This window comes from Rahnella ecdela, assembly GCF_019049625.1.
GTDB classification, from domain to species: Bacteria; Pseudomonadota; Gammaproteobacteria; order Enterobacterales; family Enterobacteriaceae; genus Rahnella; species Rahnella ecdela.
On sequence record NZ_JAFMOY010000117.1, the window covers coordinates 77517 to 104034 of the forward strand.

At 47.9% G+C, this 26518-nt stretch carries 30 protein-coding genes; 10 read left to right on the forward strand and 20 right to left on the reverse strand.

The annotated features are described in order from the left end of the window. Position 1: 1 nt before the first annotated feature. The 9 genes from traV to traM form a co-directional block, all read right to left on the reverse strand. Positions 2 to 505: a type IV conjugative transfer system lipoprotein TraV gene (traV, locus tag J1784_RS07290; RefSeq protein ID WP_217148621.1), complete on the reverse strand. Its 504-nt coding sequence runs from the start codon at positions 503 to 505 to the stop codon at positions 2 to 4. Between the two features lie 360 nt (positions 506 to 865). Further along, a complete protein-coding gene (gene traB / locus J1784_RS07295) occupies positions 866 to 2254 on the reverse strand; it encodes an F-type conjugal transfer pilus assembly protein TraB (RefSeq protein ID WP_217148622.1) in 1389 nt (462 codons plus the stop codon). Next, complete coding sequence (gene traK, locus J1784_RS07300; protein WP_217148623.1) at positions 2251 to 2985, reverse strand: type-F conjugative transfer system secretin TraK; 735 nt, start codon at positions 2983 to 2985, stop codon at positions 2251 to 2253. The genes traB and traK overlap by 4 nt, the downstream gene beginning before the upstream one ends. After that, positions 2975 to 3538, reverse strand: a complete 564-nt coding sequence (gene traE, locus J1784_RS07305) for a type IV conjugative transfer system protein TraE (protein WP_120508665.1) — start codon at positions 3536 to 3538, stop codon at positions 2975 to 2977. The genes traK and traE overlap by 11 nt, the downstream gene beginning before the upstream one ends. 17 nt (positions 3539 to 3555) lie before the next feature. After that, on the reverse strand, positions 3556 to 3861 hold the full coding sequence (gene traL, locus J1784_RS07310) for a type IV conjugative transfer system protein TraL (protein WP_420803957.1): 306 nt from the start codon (positions 3859 to 3861) through the stop codon (positions 3556 to 3558). Positions 3862 to 3875: 14 nt separating this feature from the next. Beyond that, positions 3876 to 4241: a type IV conjugative transfer system pilin TraA gene (gene traA, locus J1784_RS07315; protein ID WP_217148625.1), complete on the reverse strand. Its 366-nt coding sequence runs from the start codon at positions 4239 to 4241 to the stop codon at positions 3876 to 3878. 44 nt (positions 4242 to 4285) lie between these two features. Further along, positions 4286 to 4471, reverse strand: a complete 186-nt coding sequence (locus J1784_RS07320; protein ID WP_120508662.1) for a TraY domain-containing protein — start codon at positions 4469 to 4471, stop codon at positions 4286 to 4288. Positions 4472 to 4596: 125 nt separating this feature from the next. Next, complete coding sequence (locus J1784_RS07325; protein ID WP_120508661.1) at positions 4597 to 5295, reverse strand: hypothetical protein; 699 nt, start codon at positions 5293 to 5295, stop codon at positions 4597 to 4599. Positions 5296 to 5479: 184 nt separating this feature from the next. Then, a complete protein-coding gene (gene traM, locus J1784_RS07330) occupies positions 5480 to 5866 on the reverse strand; it encodes a conjugal transfer relaxosome DNA-binding protein TraM (protein ID WP_120508660.1) in 387 nt (128 codons plus the stop codon). Positions 5867 to 6331: 465 nt separating this feature from the next. Here traM and J1784_RS07335 point away from each other — a divergent pair, with 465 nt between their 5' ends. Beyond that, the gene (locus J1784_RS07335; RefSeq protein ID WP_476655298.1) at positions 6332 to 6820 is read left to right on the forward strand and encodes a transglycosylase SLT domain-containing protein; all 489 of its coding nucleotides are present in this window, start codon (positions 6332 to 6334) and stop codon (positions 6818 to 6820) included. 658 nt (positions 6821 to 7478) lie between these two features. Here J1784_RS07335 and ssb read toward each other — a convergent pair. The 7 genes from ssb to J1784_RS07370 form a co-directional block, all read right to left on the reverse strand. Next, positions 7479 to 7991, reverse strand: a complete 513-nt coding sequence (gene ssb, locus J1784_RS07340; RefSeq protein WP_217148627.1) for a single-stranded DNA-binding protein — start codon at positions 7989 to 7991, stop codon at positions 7479 to 7481. 1451 nt (positions 7992 to 9442) lie between these two features. Further along, positions 9443 to 10201, reverse strand: coding sequence for a chitin disaccharide deacetylase (gene chbG, locus J1784_RS07345; RefSeq protein ID WP_217148628.1), 759 nt, complete (start codon positions 10199 to 10201; stop codon positions 9443 to 9445). A 44-nt stretch (positions 10202 to 10245) separates the two neighbouring features. Further along, positions 10246 to 11589, reverse strand: coding sequence for a 6-phospho-beta-glucosidase (locus J1784_RS07350; protein WP_217148629.1), 1344 nt, complete (start codon positions 11587 to 11589; stop codon positions 10246 to 10248). Positions 11590 to 11654: 65 nt separating this feature from the next. Continuing rightward, positions 11655 to 12491 (reverse strand): transcriptional regulator ChbR, encoded by an 837-nt coding sequence (gene chbR, locus J1784_RS07355; RefSeq protein WP_217148630.1) that lies wholly within the window; start codon positions 12489 to 12491, stop codon positions 11655 to 11657. 14 nt (positions 12492 to 12505) lie between these two features. Further along, a complete protein-coding gene (gene chbA / locus J1784_RS07360) occupies positions 12506 to 12853 on the reverse strand; it encodes a PTS N,N'-diacetylchitobiose transporter subunit IIA (protein ID WP_119825055.1) in 348 nt (115 codons plus the stop codon). A gap of 63 nt (positions 12854 to 12916) precedes the next feature. Beyond that, the gene (gene chbC / locus J1784_RS07365; protein WP_120508654.1) at positions 12917 to 14275 is read right to left on the reverse strand and encodes a PTS N,N'-diacetylchitobiose transporter subunit IIC; all 1359 of its coding nucleotides are present in this window, start codon (positions 14273 to 14275) and stop codon (positions 12917 to 12919) included. Positions 14276 to 14400: 125 nt separating this feature from the next. Next, positions 14401 to 14721 carry a PTS sugar transporter subunit IIB gene (locus tag J1784_RS07370; protein WP_120132376.1) on the reverse strand — a complete coding sequence of 107 codons (321 nt, stop codon included), beginning with the start codon at positions 14719 to 14721 and terminating at the stop codon, positions 14401 to 14403. A 1327-nt stretch (positions 14722 to 16048) separates the two neighbouring features. Here J1784_RS07370 and J1784_RS07375 point away from each other — a divergent pair. Further along, on the forward strand, positions 16049 to 17059 hold the full coding sequence (locus tag J1784_RS07375) for a LacI family DNA-binding transcriptional regulator (RefSeq protein ID WP_217148631.1): 1011 nt from the start codon (positions 16049 to 16051) through the stop codon (positions 17057 to 17059). A 5-nt stretch (positions 17060 to 17064) separates the two neighbouring features. Here J1784_RS07375 and J1784_RS07380 read toward each other — a convergent pair whose 3' ends face one another. After that, entirely contained in the window at positions 17065 to 17358 is a 294-nt protein-coding gene (locus J1784_RS07380) for a hypothetical protein (protein WP_217148632.1), read from the reverse strand. A 237-nt stretch (positions 17359 to 17595) separates the two neighbouring features. Between J1784_RS07380 and J1784_RS07385 the strand changes: the two genes are divergently transcribed. The 6 genes from J1784_RS07385 to J1784_RS07410 all read left to right on the forward strand — a co-directional run bounded on the left by J1784_RS07385 (position 17596) and on the right by J1784_RS07410 (position 22125). Beyond that, a complete protein-coding gene (locus tag J1784_RS07385; protein ID WP_217148633.1) occupies positions 17596 to 17733 on the forward strand; it encodes a hypothetical protein in 138 nt (45 codons plus the stop codon). A 428-nt stretch (positions 17734 to 18161) separates the two neighbouring features. Continuing rightward, positions 18162 to 19322, forward strand: a complete 1161-nt coding sequence (locus tag J1784_RS07390) for an MFS transporter (protein ID WP_217148634.1) — start codon at positions 18162 to 18164, stop codon at positions 19320 to 19322. Positions 19323 to 19332: 10 nt separating this feature from the next. After that, positions 19333 to 20565 carry a 5-aminolevulinate synthase gene (hemA, locus tag J1784_RS07395; RefSeq protein ID WP_217148635.1) on the forward strand — a complete coding sequence of 411 codons (1233 nt, stop codon included), beginning with the start codon at positions 19333 to 19335 and terminating at the stop codon, positions 20563 to 20565. Next, a complete protein-coding gene (locus J1784_RS07400) occupies positions 20566 to 21057 on the forward strand; it encodes a GNAT family N-acetyltransferase (RefSeq protein WP_217148636.1) in 492 nt (163 codons plus the stop codon). It abuts the gene before it with no gap. Positions 21058 to 21059: 2 nt separating this feature from the next. Beyond that, a complete protein-coding gene (locus J1784_RS07405; RefSeq protein WP_217148637.1) occupies positions 21060 to 21536 on the forward strand; it encodes a Gfo/Idh/MocA family oxidoreductase in 477 nt (158 codons plus the stop codon). 76 nt (positions 21537 to 21612) lie between these two features. After that, positions 21613 to 22125: a hypothetical protein gene (locus J1784_RS07410; RefSeq protein WP_217148638.1), complete on the forward strand. Its 513-nt coding sequence runs from the start codon at positions 21613 to 21615 to the stop codon at positions 22123 to 22125. Positions 22126 to 22145: 20 nt separating this feature from the next. Here the strand turns inward: J1784_RS07410 and J1784_RS07415 are convergent, their stop codons facing one another. Together J1784_RS07415 and J1784_RS07420 are read right to left on the reverse strand one after the other, a co-directional pair. Then, positions 22146 to 22475 (reverse strand): ArsR/SmtB family transcription factor, encoded by a 330-nt coding sequence (locus J1784_RS07415; RefSeq protein ID WP_217148639.1) that lies wholly within the window; start codon positions 22473 to 22475, stop codon positions 22146 to 22148. 270 nt (positions 22476 to 22745) lie between these two features. Next, positions 22746 to 23465 carry an AraC family transcriptional regulator gene (locus J1784_RS07420; protein WP_217148640.1) on the reverse strand — a complete coding sequence of 240 codons (720 nt, stop codon included), beginning with the start codon at positions 23463 to 23465 and terminating at the stop codon, positions 22746 to 22748. 94 nt (positions 23466 to 23559) lie between these two features. Between J1784_RS07420 and J1784_RS07425 the strand changes: the two genes are divergently transcribed. Beyond that, entirely contained in the window at positions 23560 to 23952 is a 393-nt protein-coding gene (locus tag J1784_RS07425; RefSeq protein ID WP_119825047.1) for a nuclear transport factor 2 family protein, read from the forward strand. A gap of 63 nt (positions 23953 to 24015) precedes the next feature. Here J1784_RS07425 and J1784_RS07430 read toward each other — a convergent pair whose 3' ends face one another. Then, positions 24016 to 25248: an MFS transporter gene (locus tag J1784_RS07430; RefSeq protein ID WP_217148641.1), complete on the reverse strand. Its 1233-nt coding sequence runs from the start codon at positions 25246 to 25248 to the stop codon at positions 24016 to 24018. Positions 25249 to 25311: 63 nt separating this feature from the next. Here J1784_RS07430 and J1784_RS07435 point away from each other — a divergent pair, with 63 nt between their 5' ends. Next, complete coding sequence (locus J1784_RS07435; protein ID WP_217148642.1) at positions 25312 to 26334, forward strand: AraC family transcriptional regulator; 1023 nt, start codon at positions 25312 to 25314, stop codon at positions 26332 to 26334. The last annotated feature ends 184 nt before the right edge of the window (positions 26335 to 26518 follow it).

A 26518-nucleotide genomic window follows, 5' to 3' on the forward strand; every position in this document is an offset into this window, starting at 1 on the left:
ATTAGGGGAAAAGGGTTCCAACCCAGTGAGCAGGCGCGACCACAAACATCACAGTGCTGGGCGGGTGATAGATATCGTCTTTATCGGCATAGGGCGCTATCCGTAGCATGGCCAATTGCTCACTCACGCGCGAAGGTCGAGAAGAACGCCGTTGGCCGGCGATGTTCACCGCGGTTTCTGCGTGGAGTGCCCTCACCCATTGGATGCCTCCTTTTTTGGGGGCGGGATGATTAAACGCGCGTGCAGCAGGCCAAAAGGACATTTTCGTTTGCGGTCCTTTTATCATTGAGGAAGAATTCATTCCTCTCTCTGACGGGGATAGCAGGGCATTGACACCGGATTTGGTTAATGACTTTTTTTCTTTACGTTGGGCAATTTCATTAGCTTGTTGCATCGTCAAGCAAGCATCAGTGGTCTTCGCATTACACGTAAATTCGCTGCTCGTCCCGGCGCATCCTGAGAGCAATAAGACAATGCCTATGACATTATATACAAAGCATTTCATGCAGTATCCTTCCATAAATTAAGACGAAATGAACCGCCGCAAGTTTTGACTTAACCTTCTATAGAAGATTTCCTTTATACCTGATTTGTCACCTAGACTTTTTCACCGACATTATTCATAACGGGAAGCAACTCTTAATCAAAAGCTTTTCAATAAATCATGGATAACAAATGTAAACCCTAATAAAAATACATATTTAACCTTTCACACATGCCACTTCAATTTATGAACAAAGTGCATATTTTATCAATGGTCCACACTCACCCATTTATAAAGTCAGATGGGAATGTCACTATAAAGTTTGAAGAAGTACGACTTGCTCTATTTCCCTCAACCACACAATTGGGTTCCTTGAATGCGTTACTCATCATTTGGCATAAACTGCCGGGGATCCAATTCTCCCAGTGTTTGCAGCATCTGATCGGTATTCAATCCGTTCATGTCTCCTGGAGTTTCAGGCCCTGGCACCCTCACAGGATCTTTCGACGTGTGAGGGTGTCTGCTCTGACTTTTTTCATTCTCTACCTCCTCAATAGTCCTTAACTGGAACCCATCCTGAAACACCACGGTCACTTCGTTACCTGCCCCTATCGGAATCACGGGATGGTACTGTTCGGCTCTTTTTATGTAATAGTCACTCAGGGACTGTGCTGCCTTACTGCCTCCGCCCCCCAGGCCTGATTTGAAGACATCTCCTGCCCCAATACTGGCTGAACCGCCAATGCCCACCGAAGGCGTCGCCACACTTTTCATTCCCTCGCCGATCCCATCAAGAAATCCTGCGGCGCCAGCCCAACCCAGAATTTTGCCATTTCGCATAACAACGTCGCCTTTAACGCCATTTTTCCCCCGAAAACTGACATGTCCTTTGATTGGTTGGTCAATCGTCTTACCACCCCGCAGGCAGCTGATATTGCGTGTGCGAACAATCGCGCGCTCACTGGACACATCTCCCCAGGCTTCCAGACCGACAAAACATCCAGTCAGGTCAAAGGTTTTGTTATTTGGCATCTCGACGCTACCGATGAGCCGGAGTTCCATGGGCACGGTAGATTCGTTGCCCGTCACTGAAGCGTTAGCATCAGCCCCTTCAATTAATACCGCGTTGGCAAAACTCCCCGACGGGATATAGGGCAATGTTTTGGCCTTCTTGGCTTCGCCATAGTGAAACGTCTTTCGAATGATCCGATTAGGCACAGGAATCGGTTGATCACGTATCTGAGGCGGCGGCGTGGCGTCTGCGCCCGGGTAAAAGAACGTGGGGGGTGGAACCTGGCCCTTACGACCTTCAGGGGGAAAGATAAGCGGTTGGGGGTCTCCTTCAGGTCCCGGTAAGGGTGCAGGTTGCAGGGTCGCAGATTCGTCGGCATGGGTATGACCCAGGTTACCTAGCGCGGTTTTCAGGTTAGCGTTTTGACTGGCCAGTTGTTCTAGCTGTTTTTGATCCTCCAAGCGCCCCTTGCTTAATAATTCGATCTCTTCATCAATGCGCTTAAACTCCTTCGTCATTTCTGACTGGGCAACCTGCATTTCTGTTGTCGCGTGTTGCTGAACCTTTTCGTCAAAGGTTGCATCAACCACGCCCGTCATATCTGGCGCAGGCTCAGATTGATTCTCATCCGACGCGTTTACGGGTCTGTCGATATCTGATAAATACCATCCGGCGGCAATGGCTGTACCGACCGTTGCGGCTACCAGGCTCAACCACAGAAGTTGTTTACGTTTAACGAGGCTATTGATATTCATCAATCCGTTTCCTCGGAGCTCGTGACATAGAGTTGCAGGCGCCCACCCGGCAAAATCTGCGTCATGGGTTCGGCGAACATCACGGCGCGAGTAGTGGGTTGAAAGAAATTATCTTCTTCAATGGGTTTCGGATGGGGCAGCAAATTGGTCAGCGTGTAGCGAACGATTTTAAGATGATGGCCTACCCAAGCTTTTTCAGGCACCGCCTGCAAACCCTCTGGTACTGAGATGCTTTCATTTCTGACGGAAACGGACTGGTAACCTTGTGCAAGCGAGCCATTGCGTACTGCTCTATTGAGCATAACCAGTACGGACTGATAGGGTGCTGACTCTTCCCAAACTTTTGCGTCCTCCTCTGCCCTAACCCGTTTATTGACCAGCTCAATCGTGCAGCCTGCGCCTGCGTGAGGGCGAGCCTGTATTGAGATGTTGAGTCCCCGCTGAGTTTCAATTATGAAGGTAAAAGGTTTTTTCTTGAGTGTGGAGAGCACCACGCCACCGCTGTCAGTTTTTTCTTCACGGGTCAGTTCACCGTCCAGGCTGTTAATGGCGATCACGCGGTCGCCTGCCACGCGCAACAGGTTGGGATCGGTATTACTGACAACCAGACTGACCTGCCCCCCGTTATTCAATGGCACAAGAGTGGGAGATACGCTCACCGCAGCAGAGAATGCACCACAAGGGCCAAGAGACAAGGCCACTGCGACACACCGCCCCCACTTATCACTTTTCATGTTCAACCTCCCCAAAACGTGACAGCCAAGTGATCCCATCTTCACGCTTAAGTTCCAGAACATAATGTTTCAACTCCGTATAAGGTTGGGAATTTCCAATCCAAGTTTTAAGCTCCCCTCGGATATCGACCCGATTGCTGGCAGGGAACACTTTTACACTGGTTTGATAAAACGCAGAGTTGACGTTATTGGCTTTAATGCGCTTTGCATCTTCAGCGAGTGTCACTTTCAGTTCGTTTTGGGCGGCGGGTTTCACGAAAGCCAATAACACGGCGTGCGACGCTTCCACGGTTTCCGGGGTGACATTCAGGCGTAAGGCAATAAAGGACAATGCCAGTTGTTGCAGATATGACGCATCGGACTGATTTTGAGAGACCGCAAACGGCGCATCAAATAACATGGGCGTTACGGCGACTTTTTGTTCATTCTGCAAGCGATGGTTATTTGTCCCCTGAATAATGTTTGTCACAAGGCTCAGTAATAAAAATACGCCCATACAGGTAAACCCGATGGCTAACACGCGGTGTGTACTCAGGCGGGCACGGTGCTCCATGTTCACTCCTTGAAAAGTTACTTAACCCATTGCCGAAAGCAGGAGTCTGGGACGCTGTGGAATACACCTCTTAATATGGCCGTTGGCATATACCAGTAAATTAAATCGCGCAGCCAGGTACTGCCCCGCCCTTTTTTAAGTCTTTTGACTGCCCAGAACGACAATATTGCCGCCCCCAAACCAAAAAGTTGTTTACCGGTAAGCAGCCCCCAACCAAGACAGGTTGCGGTGGGTAAAAGCTCATCGAGATAGAGTCCGAACCAGCGAGTCTGATTGCTCAATGTCGCAGGGAAACGGTATTTTTTGAGTTCGCCGTCCGTCATACGCATTTTCCTCACTAATAGCCGGCTACGGACATGCCGATAGCAATAAAGACCGACAAAATGGCAAAGCCCGCGAGGAATTTTACGTTTTTGGTCATCATGTACATGATGGCACCGACCAGGACCTCGGCCAGAACGACCCATTTAACAATGCTTGAGTCACTGCCAAATGTGGCCTTCACGGACGCATCACCCGATTGCATTAAGTCCTTACCGGCACCGGCCGCAATGACCACATCGGGAAAAAATGCTGCCAGAACGGCGGCAGGCAGAAGGGTTTTCATGGCAATAAGTGATTTTTTCAGAAGAAATAAACGGGGATAAGAATAAAGTTTGTTTTCCGATACCGCTGTGGCTTGAACCTTTAAAGAGGTGTTCATAATAACGCCCTCAACTCTCTGAATTATTATTGATAATGGATGATCTATTTAGCATGATGGCCGTTGAGTTTAGGATTTAGCATTTCCTCCGCATATTCCGAGTTATAGAAATCAGGAAACCTTTCCAGATGGTCTTTAAGCCTGAGGGCCATCTCATTAGACTTACTTCGACCACTTCGATTTTTAGCATTAATAAGGCGGGTATTGGTAACGTCATCTAATCTGACCATTACCGCATTACCTAATGCAGGTCGCGAATTCCTCTGAACCAAATTTTGTCACTCCCTTTCCCTTGCTCATTATCAAAATAATCCCATCCTGCTCGTAAAAAGACAATGACAGGGCGTCATGAGTTTTATAACAACTTCCTTACATGCTTTTTAATTAATTGCGCCACATTTTTAGATATAGTGATATTTTGCCCACTCGCAAAGGTTGAGATGATGAGTTCATCCCTTAAATTGGTATTAAAAGATGCATGGATATCTGAAATAATATTTCTTGATGTCCCCGGTGAGATAGAAAGAATTTTCGAGATAGACTCGTGACTCAGACCTGACACATGGAGATTATGTACATTCCAGTGATTAAGACCACAGCGCTCGCGAAAGTCCATCACCAAACTTTCCATTCGCTTATAGGAAAAGCGTCCTAAGCAGATCGCATTCTGCCGGTGTTTTATTTTATTAAAATGCCACATGCACAATAACTCCCTGTGAACTGAAAGTATCTGAAAATGCACACTCCAGTTTTCGCCTACGATATTCACCGAATCTAAAAGCGTCATCATTTCAATATGGCTTAACGTTTCCAGCTCTGCCCGGGACAGTGCATAACTTATTTCCTGCGGCAGATGAGAAAACCATTCAGCGGGGGTATTGTGATTTTTCAGTAATTCGTTTTCAAAATACTCATTATGCAGGACAAACATGCCATTATTATTATGAATACAAACAGGATAAGATAAATAGTTTATGGCTTCCTTCAGGCAATTCAGTGAGTCAGTTTGGTGAAATGATAACGAGTGATCCCGTTCTCGTGCATATGCACACATAAAAACCGCCCTTTACAATCAGAGGAGAGTGTCAAAACATAAGGGACGCAGCATGTTTTTCGACCTGATCAAATGGGGTGAGCCTATTGACACGTCATTCAGAAGCCGTGACCCAAGACCCTGCCCAGTTTTTTTGACGATGTATTTCTGCCGAGCGCTTGGAGAAACTCGTTCAGTAGGTGGTCTATTCATCAAGCTCTTCGGCAGGAAATAAACCAGAAATAATTTCATGTACATCATCAATAATTTTAGGCACCATCGTTCTATATTCGAATTTAGGAATATTCGCTACATGTGGGCTCAGCGAATTTATGCCAAGCAGTTTCGACATCGCAAATTGTGTTTTCAAAACATTCTCAAGAAGTATTTTGTTATACGCCATTTGATTAAAATCAGAGGCTTTCCTTGTCATTTGCGCGTCATACACCCTCAGGCCGAGTTCAATTAACATCGCCGTGATACTTGAACAGCTGACATCTTTCTCTCTTGCCCCTTCGGCTCTTCTCTTTTCGACAATAAGGTTTATCTTTTCGGTCACTTCATCGCTGACATACGCTTGTATTCTGGCCATGATTAAATATTCCCTCATTTCAAATCAATTGCACTGACCTTAATAGGCTACTTATCTTTCATCTTGGAATATGACTCTAGGTTCAACTCGAAAACAGTTACACGTTAAATACAACTCAACGGACGGGTTATTACATGACTTAACCCTAGAGTCAAGCTTTCACAAATTACTGATTTTGAAAATTCGATTCACCACTAACTCTTGTTAGCCTCTGCCACAACTTGGCATAGAGTCTCTGGCAAGTCAGAATAACGTATCACAATGCAAGTGAGCGCAATATCTCATAATTAACCCATTGAAAATTAGCAGTAACCACTAAGATAATCATTTTGCGTGGGGTGTGAAACCACTCGAGCTGGGAAATATATCCCAAAATTTTGACATCTTCGTTGGATTTATGAATTATCGTGCTTGGCAACCCATGGGGGAAATTGTAAGGATCAGGCACAGCCTGAAGAAAGGAAAATAAGAATGCGTTGTGTATTATTATGCTTTACCTTTTTGACCAGCATGAACGTCCACGCTACGGATTGTTTTGACAGGGCAGGCAGGGATTACCATATTGACCCTGATCTACTTCGTGCAATCGCGCTGCGCGAATCATCAATGAAGCCCCATGCCATTAATTTCGTCGGTCCGGATAATTACGCCATCGGTGAGATGCAGATCCACTCTCATAACTTTCTCTCTTTATCTCGGCTTGGGATCACCCCCTATGATTTATATAATAACCAATGTCTGAATATTTACACGGGCGCTTATTATCTGGCTATTGCCTTTAACCGATGGGGGGTGAATTGGAATTCTGTCGGTGCTTATAACGCAGGATTTAAAAAGAATAGAGCGCAGGCCAAAATACGCTTCAATTATGCGGCCAAAGTCTATGCAACTTATACCGTAATTAAGCATGAGAAAAGTATCATATCGCCCCCAGTAAATTTAGGGCCTCATTGACATACTCCCTGTCCTTCAGGGTGAGGAGTATGTCAATCCCCCACAGATCCCGGACATCTACAGGTCACAGCATGGCGCATCTAATAAGGAAAAATTTATCGAACAGGAGCCACAATTAAAAGAAACGTCTGAATATATTTCGGACATCTTAAACGAACAAAACTAACGAACTTGATGAAGTTTTTCGCGAATACAACAGGATGCAAAATTCAAATACCCTTTCCGATGGAGATCCGCAATGACAACAATCCGTTCAGTAAAATTTATCCCTTCCTGAGAGGAACGTGAAATTGTCGGCGTAACTTAAATGGGTCGTTGCTACGCCTTCTTAAATCAGACGTGCGTTAACGACAGGGTATGCGGCGCGCGGCGACAGTCTGGGTGACGAGCGCACAGCCGACGAAATCATTGTTAGGCCCGAGATCCTACTGCAGTTGGCGGGCCAGCACCCTATCCCTGGACACAGCGGTGAGTCTCCCCGCGCACTGTTCCAGTTTGCTGCCAGTATCATCGCGTGCATTCTGGCAATCGTTAATACTTCTCTACTGGTCATATCATGTCATCCGCCTTTGCAAAAACAGGAGAATGATGAGTCTCCGCACTTCCTCGGTTAGCGTATGCCCCGCTTTCGCGGGGCATACGGCTCCAGGTGTCAGCATCAGAACGGTAGATCATCAAAATCTACGGCATGCGGCGATTGTCCTGTGGGAGCGGTATGCACCGGAAGATTGCCTTTGGATGCCTGAGGGGTTTTTGCCACTGGTTGTGCCATCCGAGTCGCCAGCGCGGATGCCTGACTGTCCGACGGACGGCCGCCCTGTCGGAGATTGCTCAGCACCTGCAGCGTACCGCGCGATTTGACGATGACTTCCGTGGTGTCATGCTCGACGCCGAGCTCATCCTGCCATTTGCGTGTTTGCAATTGCCCTTCGATATACACCTTTGCCCCCTTGGTCAGGTAGACACTGGCCACCTCAGCCAGCTTGCCGAACACTACCACGCGGTGCCATTCTGTCTTCTCTTTTTGCTCACCGGTCGCTTTGTCACGCCAATGCTCAGAGGTGACCAGAGAAAGGTTAGCGACCGCCCCGCCCTTAGGCATGTAGCGAATGACAGGTGCTTTCCCCAGATTGCCGATCAACAACACTTTGTTTACGCCACGTTCTGCCATGATTTATCTCCTTCATTCATCTGTTTTGCAGCCCATATCTTCTGTTAGATTATGGAGCCGCGGTGTTGACGTTTTGTGGTATCCGGCTTCAGGCCAGCCCGGTTTTGTCATATCTCCTGCTGAGTTCCTTCGCCGCGTGGGCGCCTGAAACACGGACGAGGTAAACCGTCCAGGGCGGATACAAAAGTTTTTGCCTGCAAAAAGTTTTGGGGGAGTTCATATACCCTGGAGGAGGAGACCGCGACTGTGTTTTCTTCAGCCCCGGCGAGAGGGACTTAGCGGGAGAGCACATCATGGTGGACGGAGCAGATACCTTCGCAACGACGACGAGCGGCCCGAATCGTGGTTGCGCAAAAGCGGCTGGAGCCTTGCGCAGGCCAGTGAATGCGGCGTGGCCATCGGCCGCTGCTAGCATCAAGGGCGTCAGGGATGAAAACCCGCAGGGCCAAGACAGCGCGCTGGCTCGGTGCACGACAGCCCGTCCCGTCAGGGGACGCCAGATGGAAAATACGCAGCGAAGCCAAAACGACAACGAGAGAGAAAAACCGTCAGTAAATAAGAAAAAGACGCACAAAGAGACTCGCCGGCCCCCCGAAAAAACAGGTTGAACGAAAACCAAACGGGCAGCAGCATAATGACAAGACGCGCGAGAGCGCGGCGTTGTGCCGGTGATAGGGGGATGTCAGACTCGGGGATAAAGAACCGTTCACTTTGGGATTTGACATGGGTAGGAGGTCAGTGAACGGTTAAATGGGTACAGATTGCATTATTATTATAGTGAGTCTCTATGGCGAGAGAAGCACCTATGCTTGATCATAAAACGCTCGCACTCAAAGTTTTGGTGCAGATCCTGATCACAACTCTGTCAATTGTGACGTTATCGCCTTAATTTAAAAAATCAGTCCCCTTCCGTTCGCTACGCGCATCCAAGACATCTAAAAAAAGACCGATACCACGGGTGGCTGCCAGGCATACATGCGAACTAACGTTAAAGGAAACAGACCCTACCCGCTTCAGCGGGTAGGGTGAATGAAGGTAACCGGTTAACAAGACACGATTAAGATTTGTCGCTCGCGGGCACAAAAACTCAACTTAAGATGTCTTGCCCTTCGCGGCCCCCTTCTTTTATTACCCGTATCAGAAGATATTCAGAAGATTCAGTTCACTCCGGGATAGGTCCTAACTAAAAAGTATTACTGTCACTGCCGCTCGAGTAAGCAGTACTCACGTACTGATGATGTTCAGCAGGGTTTTTCCTTGGATTAAAATGGAATGAAGTCACAGAGCAGCCCGTGATCAATCCGGCCGGCAAGGCCCCCTGAGTCCACATCAAATTAATGAACGTTAAATAAACCCTCTTATCCGCGATGCCGAAAGTACCGAACCGGCGATGATGCTAAAAAAAGGCCGCGCTGAGCAATGTGCCCACGACGGCCTTGATACACGACGACCTAAAAATCGTTAAACGATCCCAGGCGAAATCCGCGTTCTGTAATGGCGTACTTCAACGTTTCTGAGGTCAGCACATCCAGCTCCGCCAGACGCGGATAGCAATATTTACTCCCCAGAATCGTGTTATCAATAAATGAAGGATGCGTCATGATTTCCACAGAACGGTCGCCGCGCAGTGTCGCGTTGTCCAGGGTATGCAGAAACAGCGCTTCTGAAATCGCATCACCATAGAACGAGCTGTCGAAACCGTCGGTACTTTTCGCGCCACACAGCGCAATTTCACCTTTGCGGATTTCGTCGCGGTCAATACGCACCGGAATGCCCTTTTCTTTCGCAAAAGCTTCCACTATCGGGAAAATTGCCGCGAACATATGCACGTGGTGATGACTGTCGATATGTGTCGGCGCTTTGCCAAACAATTCGATAAAACGACCATACTGACACTCCAGCTCACGGGCGATTTCATCCAGCGGCAAGGTTCCGGCCTCGGCCATTTCCCAGATCCATTTCCCCAGTTCGCCCTCACGGGTCAGGTTTGGCATGGGCGAAAGCGGACGGCCTAACGTCAATACAAAGTGCATCCCGACGCCCAGCTGCGGACAAGCTTTGCTGAGTGCCGCAGCATGTTCATTGCCCTGCGCATTCATCATCGCGGTGGTGGATCGCACCACGCCGTGAGTAAACGCCTCAATGATCCCGTAGTTTTGCGCCTTGCAGAGCCCGAAATCGTCCGCATTCACAATCAGTAATTTATCCATAAACACCCCTGTTGAAGCGCCTTCCCTTGCGGGAAGGCGGCGGGTTATTTTAACGCGGCAATGGTTTTTGCAAAATTCGGCAGCAGTTTTTCATGTGCCAGCAACATTTCGCGCGCCAGTATTTCGGCATCTTTATCGGAATGGATCAGCGGGCTGAGGTTCATCGCCAGCAGCACATCATTGAGCTCGCCGCTGATGGCGGCATTGCTCGCGGCAATCTCAAAACCTTTGATGGTGTAGATAAGCCCCAGCACTTTTTCATCGAAATGCGTGATGCGCGGATGCGGTTTCGCGCCGTCACGACCGATAGTACAGGTCATTTCGACCGCCCAGTCCGCCGGAATATTATCAATATGCCCGTTGTGCGGGAAATTGACGTACTGCTCGGTTTGCTTGTCATTGTAAATCGCGCTGATCACTTCGCAGGCCGCATCGGAATAATAGGCTCCGCCGCGCAGCTCCAGCTCTTTTGGCTTCACGTTGAGGTCAGGATTTTTGTACAAGTCGAACAGCTGTTTCTCGACTTTCTGCACGACGGTGGCACGCGCGCCGCCTTTGTAGAATTCACCCATTTCAATCGCCAGCATCTCTTTCTGCTTAAAGTAGTACAGCAGGTAAGAACACGGCAGCAGGTTCAGCGAGCGGATCAGGCCTTCGCTGAACGGCAGGTCGAAGATGTTTTTCACCGAACCGGCGGTAAGTGTACCCGACGCCACGCCGTCGAGCAGTTCAGCAAAGCGTGATTCGCCGTTCACGATGACATCTTTGATGAACACCATGTGGTTCAGACCAAACAGGTCGATGGACAAATCGTCCTGCGGAGTCAGTTTCAGCACATCCTGAATGAACATTTTCATGCCGACAGGAATGTTGCAGACGCCAATAAATTTTTTGAATTGGGTGTGACGGAATACCGCCTCAGTGACCATACCGGCCGGGTTGGTGAAGTTGATCACCCAGGCGTCCGGGCAGATCTCTTCGACATCTTTAATGATGTCAAAAATCACCGGAATAGTGCGCAGCCCTTTAAACAAGCCACCTGCCCCGTTGGTTTCCTGCCCCAGATAACCGTGGCTCAGCGGAATACGTTCATCGAGCTCACGCGCTTTTAACTGACCAACGCGCAACTGCGTGGTGACGAAATCAGCGTCCACCAGCGCTTCGCGGCGGTTCAGCGTTTTATGCATCACAATCGGCACACCGGCGCGCTCAATCATACGCTGGCAAAGATTGAAAATAATATCCTGCTTCTCTTTTCCGCCTTCGACATCCACCAGCCATAATTCAGTAATTGGCAGCTCGTCGTAACGCTTAATAAAGCCTTCCAGTAATTCCGGGGTATAGCTGCTCCCGCCACCAATAGTGACGACTTTCAGTTTCTTACTCATAGGAACTCCCGTGCAATAATCATGCACTGCAAATTAAGACAGAAATATTATTGAATGATCCGGTATTAATTAATGCTGCATAACTTCTTCCGGTAATGGTTCGGCGTAAAAGAAGTCAGCTTTTTAAAGTTTTTAATAAACATACTCGGGCTGCTGTAACCGGATTCAAATGCAATATCCGTGACCGAGTAGTTGGTGATCTCCAGCTGTTTCTTGGCAAAATCAATGCGGATTTCATTAATAATCTGCATCGGCGTTTTACCGTAATGTCGCTGCGTCGCGCGGGTCAGGTATTCCTGCGATTTTCCGGAAAGCTCAACCATAGTTGATAATGCTTTATCACCAAACCGCGCTTTATCATGCATTTTCTCAATGGCCGTTTTCAGCCAGCCGGGAATATCAGGGGTGACTTCAGATTCCCGGTGATGACGTAACCGGTTAACGATATAAAACGTCACCATTTCCAGAAATTCATTGAACTCACCGTTACGAAAATTCAGTGAGGCAATGACAGACTCAATATAAGTCAGGAATTCCGTCTTTATCTGATACACCTGCGAGGCAACAAAGTGGGCAGGTAATAAAGATAAATAATGCTGTTCGAAAAACGCCTTACTGATCCCGACATTTAAAATCCGCGTGGCACCGAATTCATAAAAGCTTTGATGATTGGAACCCAGCGGGATGAAAACGAAATCGCCACGTTCTAACAACACCCGTTTACCGTTAACGTTTTGGAAATACCTGCCGGTCAGGACAAGGGTGAACTCGTAGTAGTCGTGCTCATGCAGCCCGGAGATGCTCTCTACCTTATTGTAGATAAACATGTGGAAATTCTGACCGTCGAAGAGTTGATTTTCGCGCGCTGTCTTGATTTCCATACTCAGTACCGATGGCTGCATGATGGTTCCCTACGTTATTTTATTTTCTCATGAAGCTCAATGAGTTCTGCAATCAGTTCACGGGCCAGCATGGACGTCATCAGGTGATCCTGCGCGTGAACCAGCACCAGGCTGACTTTGGTTTTGCCTTCGCCCTGATCTTCTTCAATCAGTTTGGTCTGTATCAGATGCGCTTCGTTGAGCGCCATTCTCGATTGCGCCATGACCGCACGCGCCTGCTCAAAATCGCCTTCTTTGGCTTTTTTCAGTGCTGAATACGCCAGGCTGCGGGCTTGTCCGGAGTTAATGATTAACCCCATCACCACTTCTTCGAGATCCTGCATTTCGCTTTCGGTATCCACAATGCTGTCTAAATCCATCATCTTTATCTCTCCGTGATTTGCCGGGTAGCGGCAGGCAGATTGCCCTGCCGCTACCCGTTCAGATTAAAATTTCAGTGCTGCGGCAATGTCTTCTTCGCTTTCTTCTTCCTCGATAATCGCCTGCGCTTTGTTCGACAGGATAACGAATGGCATATAAACCAGTGTGGCGATGCCGAGGTTGAACAGGGCCACGAAAAGGGCGGCGATGCTGCCATTACTGTTAAAGAATGCGCCCAGACCGGTCGGCATGGTCCACGGCGCCAGGTTGGTCACCGGTGGAATAATGCCCATGCTGTAAGCCGCCAGTGTAATCGCGGCCAGTATCGGCTGAACCAGTACGAACGGGATAAACATCACCGGGTTCATAATAATCGGCAGACCGAACAGGATAGGCTCGTTAATCTGGAAGATGCCGGAAGGCAGTGCCAGCTTGGCCACCTGGCGGTGATCTGCACGGCGTGATGCGATAAAGATGGCGATAATCAGCCCCAGCGTCGCCCCGGAACCGCCCAGCAGGATATAAGAATCCAGCATCGGTTTGGCCCAGAAGTGGAAGGTTTTACCGGCATCAATCGCCGCACTGACAGAGCCGTATTCGGTATACAACGCGATGTTTTCCAGCGCCCACGGGGTCATGATGCCGTTGTCCAGCGCGGTCAGCGCCAGTGAACCATGCACACCGAAGAACCACAGCAGGGAGTTGAAAATCACATACGCCCAGCCCACTACGCTGCCCATAGCCGCCAGAGGTTTGGAAATAGAATCCATAATAATCTGGTGGAAGTTATGACCGTACAGTCCCAGCAACCAGGAAATGACCCCGAAGAAGAACAGAATAATAAAGCCCGGAATTAATGCGGAGAAGGAACGGGAAACCGACGTGGGAACGCTTGCGGGTAACGTAATCACCCAGTTTCTGCGAATAACAAAGGTAAACATTTCGGCGACAACCAGACCGATTATCATGCCGGAAATAATATTCGCGCCACCTAACCAGTTTGCACCGACCGCATAGGCTTCACCCACGCTATAAGGGGTGACGGTCATGAAAGCAGCAACGGCTAGTAAGCCTGCGGAAAGCGAATCGACTTTTCGCTCTTCCGCTAATGCCATCCCTATAAAGAAGGGCGCCATCAGCGACATAATACCCAATGTGCCGTTGTAGACATTAATACCAATCGTTTTTAATCCGGCCAGCGTTTCAATGGTTGACGGATCCAACCGCACGCCTAAAGAATAAAAGAAAGAACCGGCACCGAAGTTCAGGAATACGTTATTAATTAATACGAACATGGCGCCCGCCAGGGTCAGCGGCATTAATTTTATAAAACCATTTTTAATGGCATTAATATGCGGCTGCTTACCTATTTTGACGGCAAAAGGAAGAAGTATCTTTTCAAGTGAATCAATGGCTTTGCTCATTGGTATTTTCCTTTAATGCCGCCATCCGGCGGCCAGGGTATGAAATTCGCTCTTTGACTGGAGTTCTCTTTGACTTAAACATTTCAATATAAAGACGTTCAATTTAACAATAAGGAAAAATAAGATTACTGCGCTGCTGCTTTTTTGATCGCAGCCACTGCTGCTTTCAGTACACCTAATCCATCAATTTTGCCGTAGAGGGCTGAATCGATCACTTCAACCGGCTTGCCCGGCAATACCTTTTTGATTTCGTCGAGCATGTAGGCAATTTGCGGCCCGAGTAAAACCACATCGGCGGCAGAGCCTTTTTCGGCAGCCAGTGTTTCAGGAAATGCTTCGATAATGACCGGTACTTCGTATTTCTCGGCCTGGATTTTCATTTTAGAAACCAGCAACGAGGTAGACATTCCGGCGGAACAAAACAAATAAATGACTTTCTTTTCCATGATGAAACCCTCATATCCCGGATAAATTACAGCGCAGACAACGGTTCCTGGTTAACCCATCAGAATGTTTCCAAAACCCACTGATGAATCTGACCTGTTGTCTCTGCTTGAGTCGAGTATACGGCATCGCTTTGGCAGGGGATAATTCTTAACTAACCGAAATTGTCTCTCCTTGACCAGCCCCTATGACTCCCTTCACGTTTTGGGTAAATAATTCGTGGAGATAAATAAGACGGGAAGGAGAACACAGGTCAAATGTCATCACAACGCAGGAGAGAATTTTATTCGAAAATACCGGACAGAAAGTCCCGCAAACTCTGTTCAATCACGCCTGTATCTTCACACTGTGGCTGACGTATCACTGCGTCGATGAGTTTTTCTCTGTTCAGCAAACTGAATTCCTTCAGGATGTCCGGTGGACAAATTAAGGCAACATCCTGACTGAGCAACATGGCGCCCATTCTGAAGATGTCCCCGTCTACTTTATCCCCAACTTCCGGTGTATCAAACAGCCTATGCTCTTCAATGGCCCCGTATTCTGAAATTAGATAGAAATGCCCTTCCCGGTCCAGGAGCGTGGCGGTTCACTTGATCGGGCCACTCTCCTGAATCAGTTCGTACAGCTTTAATGGTCTAATCATTTGCACATCTGCAGGCAGATTATCGATTGCAAGAGTCAGGAACGCTTTTTCATTCATTTGTTCACGCCCTCTTTTTGTTCATGAATCATGAACAATTTTATTTGGTGAACAAAATGCCTCATTCGCAACCTATGTTGGCGGACACCCCTGTCCGTTCACGCTCCCCTTTAGCAACACGGAATGGACATCTCCGATGAATTTTTAACCGCAGGATACGCCAAGACATCCGCTCCCTGTCGGGGTCACAGGGCGTATGACTATCATGAGCCAATCGGTATTCACGCATCCTCCCAGATGCCCCTCAGCCGGGTTTTCACCGATGAGCATGTTCAGTACGCCCCCTCAATCGTGACTATGTGCAATAAATGAAGTGTGGGGGGCCAGGCTATACCTCCTGAGGCTGAACTGTTCAATTAAGGGACTGACGGTCGTGCGGGCGCGGAGTGTATGCCCCCTATTGTTCACCCTTCCCAAAAGTTCATGATTCCTGAACATATGACAATAATGAACAATAGGTGTTTCTTCCCAAAGCAGACTTCATCACATCACTCAGCATCATTTTCATAACATTCAATAAACATTTTGCTCTTACCTAAGCAGGGAGGAATATGAGAAACTGACAATGTTTGCGCAAACATTCTCTTTATGACACCCGGACATTAGTAACCAACGTTTTGAATAATAATATGAAATCACAAAAAGGCCGCTCCCGTACGGCTACGCTCGAAGATGTCGCTCAGGCCGCCGGACTTTCTCCGATGACGGTCAGCCGCGCCTTAAACAATCCCAAGGTTGTACGCCCTGCAACCATTGCCCGCGTGATGGATGCGGTTAACAGCACCGGATACATCCCGAACATGCTGGCCGGTGGACTGGCGACCAGCCGCACCAAACTCATTGCTGTGGTGGTACCGCAGATTAACAACAATATGTTTGTTGATACGGTGCAGGCGATCAGTGACCAGCTGGCGGCGCGCGGCTATCACATGTTGCTGTGTATTGTCGGCTACGAGCCGGAAGACGAAACCGATATTGTCTCGACGCTTTTGTCCCGTCGCCCGGATGGGATCGTGCTGACCGGCATTCATCACACCTCAGAGCTGAAAAGAATCATCCTGAACGCCAATATTCCGGTGGTTGAGATTTGGGATCTGACGCCGACGCCGATTGATATGCTCATTGGCTTCTCGCACGAAAAAGTGGGCAATGCTATCGGTGAATACTTCACCGCGAAAGGATTTACCCGTTTTGGGTTTATCTGCGCCTCAGATCGCCGCGCGATGGTGCGGAAAAACGGTGCGATCAGCGTGTTGCGGGCAATTCGTGAGCACGACATAAAAGAAGTGATTGTCTCACGCCCCGCGAATATGGAAGTCGGACGCCAGGCACTGCGCCAGTTGCTTGAGAGTGGTCACCGGTTCGACGCCATCATTTGCAGTTCCGACACCCTGGCGCAAGGCGCCATTATGGAAGCTGAAGCGCAGGGTTTGCGTGTTCCCGATGATTTCTCAGTGATCGGTTTTGCGGATTTGAATTTTGCTGCACACAACCGCCCTGCCATTACCACCGTCAGCGTGGATAAATGGGATTTAGGCATACGTGCTGCGGATATGCTGGCGGATAAGATTGAAGGCATCGCAGTTGCAGAGCCGATTGTGGATATGGGCTACCGGCTTGTTATCAGGGAATCAGCCTGACTCTATTATTTCTCGGCTCTTTCGCAGCAGTAGGTATCAGCAGAGCGGGTTTGAGTTACACCGCTTTGTTGGCTTAACTCACGTTCGGGGGTCCGGGCATTTTTCTCCAGCATGGTAGAATATAACTGCCAGAATAATTCATTATCAGGTAGCACTAACGCTTTGCTTGCTTTGGTCTTTACAACGAATTCAGGCATCAAGGCACTCATCATTGTGTCAACACGTGCCTGCAGCAATGTCTGCAATTCATTTAAAGAATGGTCAGGACCGTGTCTACGTTTTTCAGTTACGATGTTCATAAATCCCTTTTTCTTGACAGGAAATATCTATCCAACTTGGGTATTGGTTAAGCAAGCCTGACCCGACAACATGATGGGTACTTATCTTGGATTGTTAAGATGAAAAAATGACGACATAACATGGAGAGAGAGAAGGTTCTTCGCGCAGCTTGCCCCATTAAATGTCTTCCGACTAATGAAAAACCTGAGCATACCTGAACCGACTTGCTGACCCAGTCAAAGGTGCTGAAACACCCGATGCACATGACGGTCCTCGCGCTCTCTTGTGGCATTTTCAGCGTCGTAAAATGGGGTTCAGCCATCCGTGACGAATTCATACTGACGTATAAAATGGAAGTCATCTCGGTCGCAGAGCCGATTGTCGATATGGGGTAACGGCTTGTTATCAGGGTTCAGCGTAGGGTTTTAGTTTTTCCCCTTGGGGAGGGGAAGATTTTGAAACTGCCCCGGCGTCTTTCCAAAACGCTGCCGGAAGACGTCGATATAAGCGCTGACGTTGCTGTAACCACTTCTAAATGCCACACCACTAGTTGAATAACCAGCAAGTCCCTACATTCACTTTGGGACTTCATCCTCCAAAAGTGTTATTGCCAATTTACACTGCCCGCATCTTCATCTGGGAAGTCAAAGTTGTCTCTGCCTTTTACTCATTTCCTAATTATTGATGATCGATATCAATAAAAAACTCTTTTACTGGCTTGACGGCAAGTAAATTGAAGAACAACATTCCAACTGTTCGATAATAACCGAACAGTTGGAATGTTGTTACTTGTCGTCTGGATCACTATGAGTACAGGACAACAATGATCAAAGGAAACCTCTGGCGGCTCTGGCCGCTGGTCATGGGAACGTTCGCTCTCGGGCTCGATGCCTACGTGCTCGCAGGTCTTTTACCTACCATGGCGAAAAGCCTACACACGACACAAGCCAGTGTGGGTTTAGGCGTAGCATTATTTACCGCAGCCTATGCTGTTTCCGCCCCTATACTCGCACCTGTATTTGCTTCCAGCACCTCTGCGCGTTTTGCTTTACTTTCTGGCATCGTCATTTTTATTGGCGGCAATGCAATCACTATGCTGTCCCACTCCCTCAATTGGTTATTATTTTCAAGAGTATGTGCAGGGTGTGGTGCAGGAATCTTTTCTCCCCTGACCTCTGCGTGTGCAGCCGCTATGGTTGAAGAGTCACATAAGGGAAGAGCATTGGCGCTGGTGCTTGCCGGGCTGAGTGTAGGGACTGCTCTGGGAGTACCAGCTGGTCTGATGGTAGAAAATGCATTTGGATGGCGTACGACAATTGGCCTGATTACCTTGGTAGGCATCATTTCTATGACTGGGATGCTGATGAACAAACTGATGTTTTCGGCAACTAAGGCTGCCCCATTAAAAGAGAGGCTTTCTGCGCTAACGTCCAGAGTCACTGCAATGACGCTGACTGTAACACTCCTGACAGGTATTTCTTCCCTAGGACTTTATACTTATATTGCACAAATCAGTACAGATAAAGGCATGGGGCAGGAAATTCCGCTTCTAATCTGGTTTTGGGGCATAGGCGGGCTGATCGGGGCGATGTTTATTGGGCAAATCATCGACAGATTAATGTCCCCATGGTTAACAACACTCATTCTAATTATTTTACTGACCAGTAGTTTTGTTGCTTTTGGTTATGGTTCCCTCTACATCTGCCTTGCTGGCACGCTTTTTTGGGGACTCGCGGGATGGTCTAGTATTGCACCCCAGCAACATTCTCTTATTAAACATGCTCCCGAACACGCAACATCTCTAATCGGTTGGAATTCTTCTGCTAATTATGCAGGTGGTTCAATAGGCGTCTTCATCGGCTCAACTATTTTGAGTACGCCCCTGCTATCCGATTCATTACCTTTATTTGCGATACTTGTGGCTCTTTTAGCACTAATTATTCATCTGATGAAAAAATTCATAAACGGCACTCCCCATCATTAAGGAGATAGTTATGTACGATATTTTCTTTAGAGAAAAGGTTGAGATTCTAAAACAATCGGGTCAGTACAGAAACTTTGTTACACTGAATAGAATTTGTGGAAAATATCCTCTCGCAAATATCACTGCGAATCACTCATCTGCTGTAGTTTGGTGCAGTAATGACTACCTGGGAATGTCTCAGCATCCTATCGTGAGGCAAGCTGTGCATAAGGCTGTTGACCTCTATGGTGCTGGTGCCGGAGGCTCAAGAAATATTGGTGGGAATTATGAACTCTTTGAGCAACTGGAATCAAGTCTGGCAGAATGGCACAACAAAGAAGCTGCATTAGTTTTCCCTACTGGTTTTAGTTCCAACGACGCAACATTACAATGCCTTTTACATTTGATGGATGATGTAGTCATTATCAGTGATGAACTTAATCATGCTTCGATCATTAACGGAATACGTGCAGTAAATGTTCAAAAGGAAATATATCGCCACAATGATGTCAAACATCTTGAAGAGATAATTTCAGCTTACCCCTCAGAAATGAAGAAGATAATTGTATTCGAATCAGTTTATTCAATGGATGGTGATGTCTCACCTATCCCAGAAATAATAAATTTAGCTAAAAAATACAATGCAATGACGTTCTTGGATGAAGTACACGCTATCGGTATATATGGCAATAAAGGTGCAGGCAAAGCTAATGAAATGCATGTGGCAGATCAGATCGATATTATTCAGGGAACAATGGGGAAAGCTATCGGTTTAATCGGTGGCTATATTGCCAGCTCGGCAATCGTTATAGATACCATTCGTTCCTTTGCCACAGGATTTATCTTCACAACGTCATTACCACCTGCAGTCGTCGCAGGGTGTCTTGCAAGCCTCAACTATATAAAAGACCATCAAGAATTAAGAGATAATCTGCATACTAAAACCATGTTACTACGATTTGCACTGGATGAAATGCAGATCCCTGTCATGCCCTGTTCAAGCACTCACGTATTGCCGATCCTTATAGGAAATGCAGACAAATGTCGTGCAGCCGCAGAGCGCTTGCTGAAAAAACATCATGTTTATCTGCAGCCAATAAACTTTCCCTCCGTTCCCGTGGGTACCGAACGTTTTCGTGTGAATGCCACACCCAACCACACGCGTGAACAAATTACGCATCTGGCGGCGTCGCTTAGAGAGACCTTTGAGTTTTTCGAGATCCCGTTTGTCACCCAAAAATGTAAAACAGCAGAGATAATATAAATGGATGCTACGTCTTTCGTTATACAACAAGCTGAAAGACGCCATATTGAGGGTCTGATCCCGCTTCGTGCGTTACTGCTTGAACAAACCTCCTCAGCATCTTACGTCTGCCGGACACCCGAAGAGTGCCATAACTGGAAAGAACAATACCGGCATTGGCTTTATGAGGTGCTGGAAAACGATTCTGACATAAGAGTTTTTGTAGCTATACATGGTCAGGAAGTCATTGCTTGTTCCACGGGAATTATTGACCGAAGGGCACCTGCCAGAGATTGTCTAAATGGATACAGTGGTTGGATCCAATCAGTTGTTGTAGCGCCATCCTTTCGAAGACAAGGTGTGGCGGCCACCTTGTTAAAATCGCTTACAGAATGGTTTGCTGAAAGGAAGGTGTCAAAAATCGTACTGGAGTCTACATCAGGATCTGAGACGTTCTATATTTCACAGGGATTTATTCCTGATCAGGAAACCCTCTTCATACGGGAGATTTAAGAATGAACATACTTATCATTGGCCTAGGATATGCGGGAAATAGATTTTACTCTGCTTTCAAACTTATAGCACAGGCCGATAAGATTAATTTCGCCTATGTAAATCGAACCAAAATAAATCATGAATTACCCTGTTACGAGAATATCCAGGATGCTTTAGATAAATTTAAACCAGAAATAATAGTTATCAGCACAACAGACAATCAGCATGTTAGCGTTATGAAATCACTGACTCAATATAATGGATTTATAATTTGCGAGAAACCACTAGCTACACCCGGGGATGGTTGGCAAGTGACTTGTAGTGATTTAAAAAATATCAGTGGATTTGCATTGGATTTAGTTGAACGCTATTCATTCGCAACCATCACTCTTAAGTCCATGATTATTGAACGAAAATGGAGCTTGGTGCGAGCTAATTTCATTTGGGGGGAAAAATCGTATCAGCGATTACCGACCGACGTGCGGCGTAATAAGTGAGGTTATTCATCCTTTAGACCTCATATCCTGGATATATGATAAAAATAGCGTAATTGGTATTAACAGCGTCGCTGGTGTGAGATCTGATTTTTCCATTTCCGGTGAGCAAATTCTTGATACTGTTCTGCTTACAGCAGAAATAAATGGCATACCGGTAACCGGTATGAGTAGTTTCGTGAATATACAACGTCAGAGGAATGTTGATTTTTCATTTTGCGATGAGACAGCAGGCATCATTCATGCGAGAATTACATATGATACGCCCGCCTGGGACTGCGATCATCTTCGCGTATGGACAATAAACCCAGATGGTAGTGAACGTATTCTTCTTGACCGATTACAGGAAAAAAGTATCGAAGAATTTGCTACTATCGATAAATTGTCCGCCCTTTGCCGCGACGTTTATAATTTTGTGAAAGAAGGCACTCAACCTTCACAACCCTTCCCAGACCTCAAAACCTCAGTGCGATTACAGGAAACCTTGGATTATTTACAGGAGAATGCTATTACCCACGAGCCAGCACGCTATATTCGCTATGGCAAAAGGACGTTATTATCACGTGAATCAGCACTCGAAGTGTTGGGATAATCTTTTCTATTAATCTGGCATCAGGTGTGGTCAGGCTCCGATGCCAGACTTTGCTCCTTCAGGATAATTTTAAGAAGCCCCGGAAACTTATCTTCAATAAGTTCCTGTCGCAGACTTATCCAGCAGTTACGACCCTCTGGCTCGGTGCGAGTCAATCCTGCTTCACGCAAGATGCGCGTATGATGGGTGATAGTAGATCTCGGCATTCCAAGACCTAGTGACAGGCTGTTTATTCTTGCGCCAGATGCCAGCATCCGCACCATATTCAGACGGATAGGATCGCTGAGTGCGAAGAGCACACGCTCCAGGCTGACTTCATCCCTATTAGGATGGATATACTTTCGGGACATGGTTCACCCCTAGATGCGATAGGATATGATTATTCTCTCAGAAAAGAGACATTGATACGAATTTGAACAGGTATTTTGCTGCAAGCGAACTGTATCCATCATGTGTACCCATCATACTCATTCAGTCTAACTGTACTTTGCATTCACTACATGAGTAAAACTTAGTCTGCACTTGATGATTCAATCCAGACCCATTACTTCAGATGCTAGGAAGTAGTTGCATTTATCCATTTTACTCAAGCTTTAACCCCACTCTTGACGACGTTTGGCTTAAGTTTGAAACTGCCCCGGCGTCTTTCCAAAACGTCGCCGGAAGACATCGATATAAGCACTGACGTTGCTGTAACCACTTCTTAACGCCACCTCGCTGACCGGCAAGCCGGCAAGCACCCATTGCAATGAAGTGACAACTTTTGCCTGCTGTCTCCACTGGCTAAAACTGAGGCCGGTTTGTTGAGTAAACAAACGACTCAGGCTGCGAACGCTGAGCCCCCATTGTTGGGCAAGCTGCGTTTGGTCTAGCGCGCATGCCGGGTTTTTCAGTAATGCATTCGCGACATTACGTGCCCGGCGATCGACGGGCAACGTCAACTGAAGCGGCAAGTCAGGACCTCCGGCAATTTCAAAGCCTAATAATTTGAGAAGATGACGTTGATATTCCGTAGGGGAAGAAAAATCACCTTCCCGGCACAGGCGTTCCAAAATTGCCATCACGAAGGCATCTGCCCCATAGACCCCCGGATGAGTGGGAAACGATGAGCAGAAACCTGGTTCAAGGTAAAGGCTTTGACCTTTCACGCCTGCCGGAACCCAGGCCCTGTGGCTGACATCAGCGGGAAACCATCCCAGTGATCCCGGTGTGACAGTCCACTGTACTGACGTCGTTTCAATGACAAGAATGCCATGACTCAACCAGTACAGCTGACCGGATGCGTGTTTATGCCAGGGCGTCGAATGCAGACTGTCGTAGTCGAATTTTTCAATCTTCATCTTATGGCCGATTAACCGTATATCTTGTCCAGATACGGATAATAGCCTCATCCACTCTTCCCGTACTCTTTCTGCTCTCAAAATGGAGGAACCGATGAAAAAGACAACTCAGACAGTCATTGATGCACTGCAAAACGTGGTCTGCAGCCCGGAACACAGCGAGCATGAAATTGCCCTTTACTTTGATCCGGGCTATCAGCAGGTGGTCGATGGTCACCAGCTCGATTACCGCAAATTTATTGAGCATATGGCGCTGCTTAAATCACACACCACAAAAATAAACATCTCTGTACTGTCTGCCGTCACGGAAGATCAGACGGTGTTTACACACCATCATGTCAAGGCAGCAAAAATTCAGGGTGAACACTGTGAATTTGAAGTTTTTGCCCGCTTCACGTTGTCATCTGGAAAGATCATCCGCTGCGAAGAACTCACCCGGATGATTCATGGCACATCAGGCGACCGCGATCTTGGGGGCAGACATTAACGGTCCCCCACTCTTTGCTTAGAGGTGGGGACCACCACCCGATAACCAGGCTTAATTGATACGTTACCCTTCAGTCGCTACCTGCTCTGTAGGTGAGGTCAGCGCGACCCTCACCTTTAGTCCAATAACGAGTGTGGCAAAAAACATGATGCAACCGGCGGTGATGAAAACACCTGTTACACCGCTGATAGCAAAGAGTGATCCTCCCAACGCCGCACCCGCAGCAATTGAGGACTGAACGGCGGCGACTACCATGCCGCCAGCGGTTTCAGCCTGATCGGGAACCGAACGCGCTACCCAGTTTGACCACGCAACCGGTACGCCACCAAATGCCATCCCCCACAACGCGACGAACAACATCAATCCCTTTTCCTCCAGTGGCAGCAAAATCATGCTTAATGCCGCGAAACCGACAAGCGCTGGCATGAGTATCAGGGTAAGACGCAGGCTTCTCTCCATCAGCCACCCGGCCAGCAGGGTACCGATAAAATTAGCGATGCCAAATCCAAGCAATATCAAAGACAAACGATCCACATCAAGGTGGGCAATATTTTCAAGCGCTGGGCGAATATAGGTAAACAGCGCGTACTGACCCGTATGGGCGATCACACACCCCGTCATTCCCATCGCAATGCCTGGGCGGCGGAGTAAATCCATGACAGATGCCGTTATCGTCATTCTACGCGGCGCCATTCCAGGAAGGGTAAACAGCTGAAAGATCAGTGTCAGCACGCCGACTGCGGTTGCAGCGATAAACGCACTACGCCAGCCATAAAGCCCACCTAAATAGCTCCCCAGCGGGATCGAAACCACAGTACCGACAGCAATACCGCTAAAAATAATGGAGAGAGCACGCGGAACGCTTTTAGCAGGAACCAGCCGCATAGCGACGGCAGCAGCCATACTCCAGAAGCCTCCCAGCGCAATGCCCAGCAAAATGCGCATGATTAACAGAACAGCCAGACTGGATGACAGTGCGACAAGCAGGTTGGAGGCAATCATCAGCACGGTGAAACCCAGCAAAACATTTCGGCGATCATAGTTACGCGTCAGACGGGGAACCATCAGGCCAGCAAACAGGGCCACCACGGCCGTTACTGTCACTGCCTGACCAGCCAGAGCTTCGGTCACCCCGAGATCGGCAGCCATGGGTGTCAACAGGCTGGCAGGAAGATATTCTGCAGTTAGCAAGCCAAACACACCCATCGTCAGTGATATCACGGCCATCCATGCGGACTCTTTGGGTTCCGCCCTCTTCAAACTCGCGGATACAGCTTCAGTTGCTTCATTTCTCATAACACACTCTTCTTGGAGTAAAAATCACAATGCCAAGTCTAGAGTTGAGCAGCTGGACGATCTATGATGCCACATCCTGATTTTTTACCCGAAACGCCGATTATGCATGTGAATAAACATTTTGCCCTGTCATCCGAGCTCATCAGTGAACTGCTGCTGGAAATGCGCCTGCGTGGCGTGCAGTATCGCCGTTTACAGACGGGCTCTGAATTTGGCGTCGGTTTTAGCCACAGGCCAGGGCATGCCTATTTTCATTACATCGCTGTGGGCACTGCTGTGCTTCGTACGCGCGAGGGGACGTTGCACGAACTGAAAGCCGGAAGCATGGTATTCATGCCGCAGGGTGAGGAGCATCAGCTTTTATCGGATGTCAGCTGTTCATTTCAACATATCGACACCTTAGGCTCTGCGCCTTTGGGCGAGGCCGTCAGCGGAATCAATACTTGCCCAAGTTCGCATCCGACACCTAGTACGGTTCTGTTTTATGGCTGTATGGCGTTCGATCTCGGTGGAATGCAAGGTCTTGGTAAACTGATGCCGCAAGCCATAGTGGTTGAGGCAAATGAACAGATCTATCCGGGGCTGGTTCCCATTCTGGGCGCGATGAAATTTGAAATCTGTTCCGGACGCGCTGGCTTCGCGGGCATTCTGGCCCGCCTCGCAGAAGTGGCAGCCGCCATGATTGTGCGTGGATGGATCGAACACGGCAGCGAGAACGCCGCTGGCCTGATCGCTGCGTTACGTGACCCCCGACTCGCCCGAGCTATTTTGGCCATTCATCGCGATACGGGGCGAGAGTGGTCTGTTGCAGAGCTTGCTGCCCAGTCGCATGTGTCACGTTCTGTTTTTGCTGAACGCTTCAAATCAATCATCGGCATACCTCCCCAGCGCTATGCAAGGGAGGTGCGAATGCGCATCGCAAGTCACTGGATTATTCACGATAAGATCTCAATTGACACTGTTGCTCTTCGCCTCGGCTATGCCTCACAGGCAGCGTTTAGCAGAGCTTTTAAGCGCATCAATGGATATCCGCCGGGCGCTATGCGTCAGCGACCCGCGAGTGGCGTTAATACAGTCAATGAGTGAATGTTATTTTTTACCATTTGCGGGAATCACTGTAGGAGGCCGCACTCAACTTGAAAACGGAGCGGAAACGGCTTTTCACCACTCAAGAATCGCAATTTCCTTAATTTCCGCTTCTGAAGCGCTTCTCATCAACTGCTCTGTTTCTTAGTTGTTATTATAATTTTTGCACCCGAGTGCAAAAACC

What these genes read in the sequence shown, in the direction of transcription:
- traV (WP_217148621.1), bottom strand. Translation starts at nt 505, where the DNA reads ATGAAATGCTTTGTATATAATGTCATAGGCATTGTCTTATTGCTCTCA.
- traK (WP_217148623.1), bottom strand. Translation starts at nt 2,985, where the DNA reads ATGAAAAGTGATAAGTGGGGGCGGTGTGTCGCAGTGGCCTTGTCTCTT.
- traE (WP_120508665.1), bottom strand. Translation starts at nt 3,538, where the DNA reads ATGGAGCACCGTGCCCGCCTGAGTACACACCGCGTGTTAGCCATCGGG.
- traL (WP_420803957.1), bottom strand. Translation starts at nt 3,861, where the DNA reads ATGACGGACGGCGAACTCAAAAAATACCGTTTCCCTGCGACATTGAGC.
- traA (WP_217148625.1), bottom strand. Translation starts at nt 4,241, where the DNA reads ATGAACACCTCTTTAAAGGTTCAAGCCACAGCGGTATCGGAAAACAAA.
- J1784_RS07320 (WP_120508662.1), bottom strand. Translation starts at nt 4,471, where the DNA reads ATGGTCAGATTAGATGACGTTACCAATACCCGCCTTATTAATGCTAAA.
- J1784_RS07325 (WP_120508661.1), bottom strand. Translation starts at nt 5,295, where the DNA reads ATGTGTGCATATGCACGAGAACGGGATCACTCGTTATCATTTCACCAA.
- traM (WP_120508660.1), bottom strand. Translation starts at nt 5,866, where the DNA reads ATGGCCAGAATACAAGCGTATGTCAGCGATGAAGTGACCGAAAAGATA.
- ssb (WP_217148627.1), bottom strand. Translation starts at nt 7,991, where the DNA reads ATGGCAGAACGTGGCGTAAACAAAGTGTTGTTGATCGGCAATCTGGGG.
- chbG (WP_217148628.1), bottom strand. Translation starts at nt 10,201, where the DNA reads ATGGATAAATTACTGATTGTGAATGCGGACGATTTCGGGCTCTGCAAG.
- J1784_RS07350 (WP_217148629.1), bottom strand. Translation starts at nt 11,589, where the DNA reads ATGAGTAAGAAACTGAAAGTCGTCACTATTGGTGGCGGGAGCAGCTAT.
- chbR (WP_217148630.1), bottom strand. Translation starts at nt 12,491, where the DNA reads ATGCAGCCATCGGTACTGAGTATGGAAATCAAGACAGCGCGCGAAAAT.
- chbA (WP_119825055.1), bottom strand. Translation starts at nt 12,853, where the DNA reads ATGATGGATTTAGACAGCATTGTGGATACCGAAAGCGAAATGCAGGAT.
- chbC (WP_120508654.1), bottom strand. Translation starts at nt 14,275, where the DNA reads ATGAGCAAAGCCATTGATTCACTTGAAAAGATACTTCTTCCTTTTGCC.
- J1784_RS07370 (WP_120132376.1), bottom strand. Translation starts at nt 14,721, where the DNA reads ATGGAAAAGAAAGTCATTTATTTGTTTTGTTCCGCCGGAATGTCTACC.
- J1784_RS07375 (WP_217148631.1), top strand. Translation starts at nt 16,049, where the DNA reads ATGAAATCACAAAAAGGCCGCTCCCGTACGGCTACGCTCGAAGATGTC.
- J1784_RS07380 (WP_217148632.1), bottom strand. Translation starts at nt 17,358, where the DNA reads ATGAACATCGTAACTGAAAAACGTAGACACGGTCCTGACCATTCTTTA.
- J1784_RS07385 (WP_217148633.1), top strand. Translation starts at nt 17,596, where the DNA reads ATGCACATGACGGTCCTCGCGCTCTCTTGTGGCATTTTCAGCGTCGTA.
- J1784_RS07390 (WP_217148634.1), top strand. Translation starts at nt 18,162, where the DNA reads ATGATCAAAGGAAACCTCTGGCGGCTCTGGCCGCTGGTCATGGGAACG.
- hemA (WP_217148635.1), top strand. Translation starts at nt 19,333, where the DNA reads ATGTACGATATTTTCTTTAGAGAAAAGGTTGAGATTCTAAAACAATCG.
- J1784_RS07400 (WP_217148636.1), top strand. Translation starts at nt 20,566, where the DNA reads ATGGATGCTACGTCTTTCGTTATACAACAAGCTGAAAGACGCCATATT.
- J1784_RS07405 (WP_217148637.1), top strand. Translation starts at nt 21,060, where the DNA reads ATGAACATACTTATCATTGGCCTAGGATATGCGGGAAATAGATTTTAC.
- J1784_RS07415 (WP_217148639.1), bottom strand. Translation starts at nt 22,475, where the DNA reads ATGTCCCGAAAGTATATCCATCCTAATAGGGATGAAGTCAGCCTGGAG.
- J1784_RS07420 (WP_217148640.1), bottom strand. Translation starts at nt 23,465, where the DNA reads ATGAAGATTGAAAAATTCGACTACGACAGTCTGCATTCGACGCCCTGG.
- J1784_RS07425 (WP_119825047.1), top strand. Translation starts at nt 23,560, where the DNA reads ATGAAAAAGACAACTCAGACAGTCATTGATGCACTGCAAAACGTGGTC.
- J1784_RS07430 (WP_217148641.1), bottom strand. Translation starts at nt 25,248, where the DNA reads ATGAGAAATGAAGCAACTGAAGCTGTATCCGCGAGTTTGAAGAGGGCG.
- J1784_RS07435 (WP_217148642.1), top strand. Translation starts at nt 25,312, where the DNA reads ATGATGCCACATCCTGATTTTTTACCCGAAACGCCGATTATGCATGTG.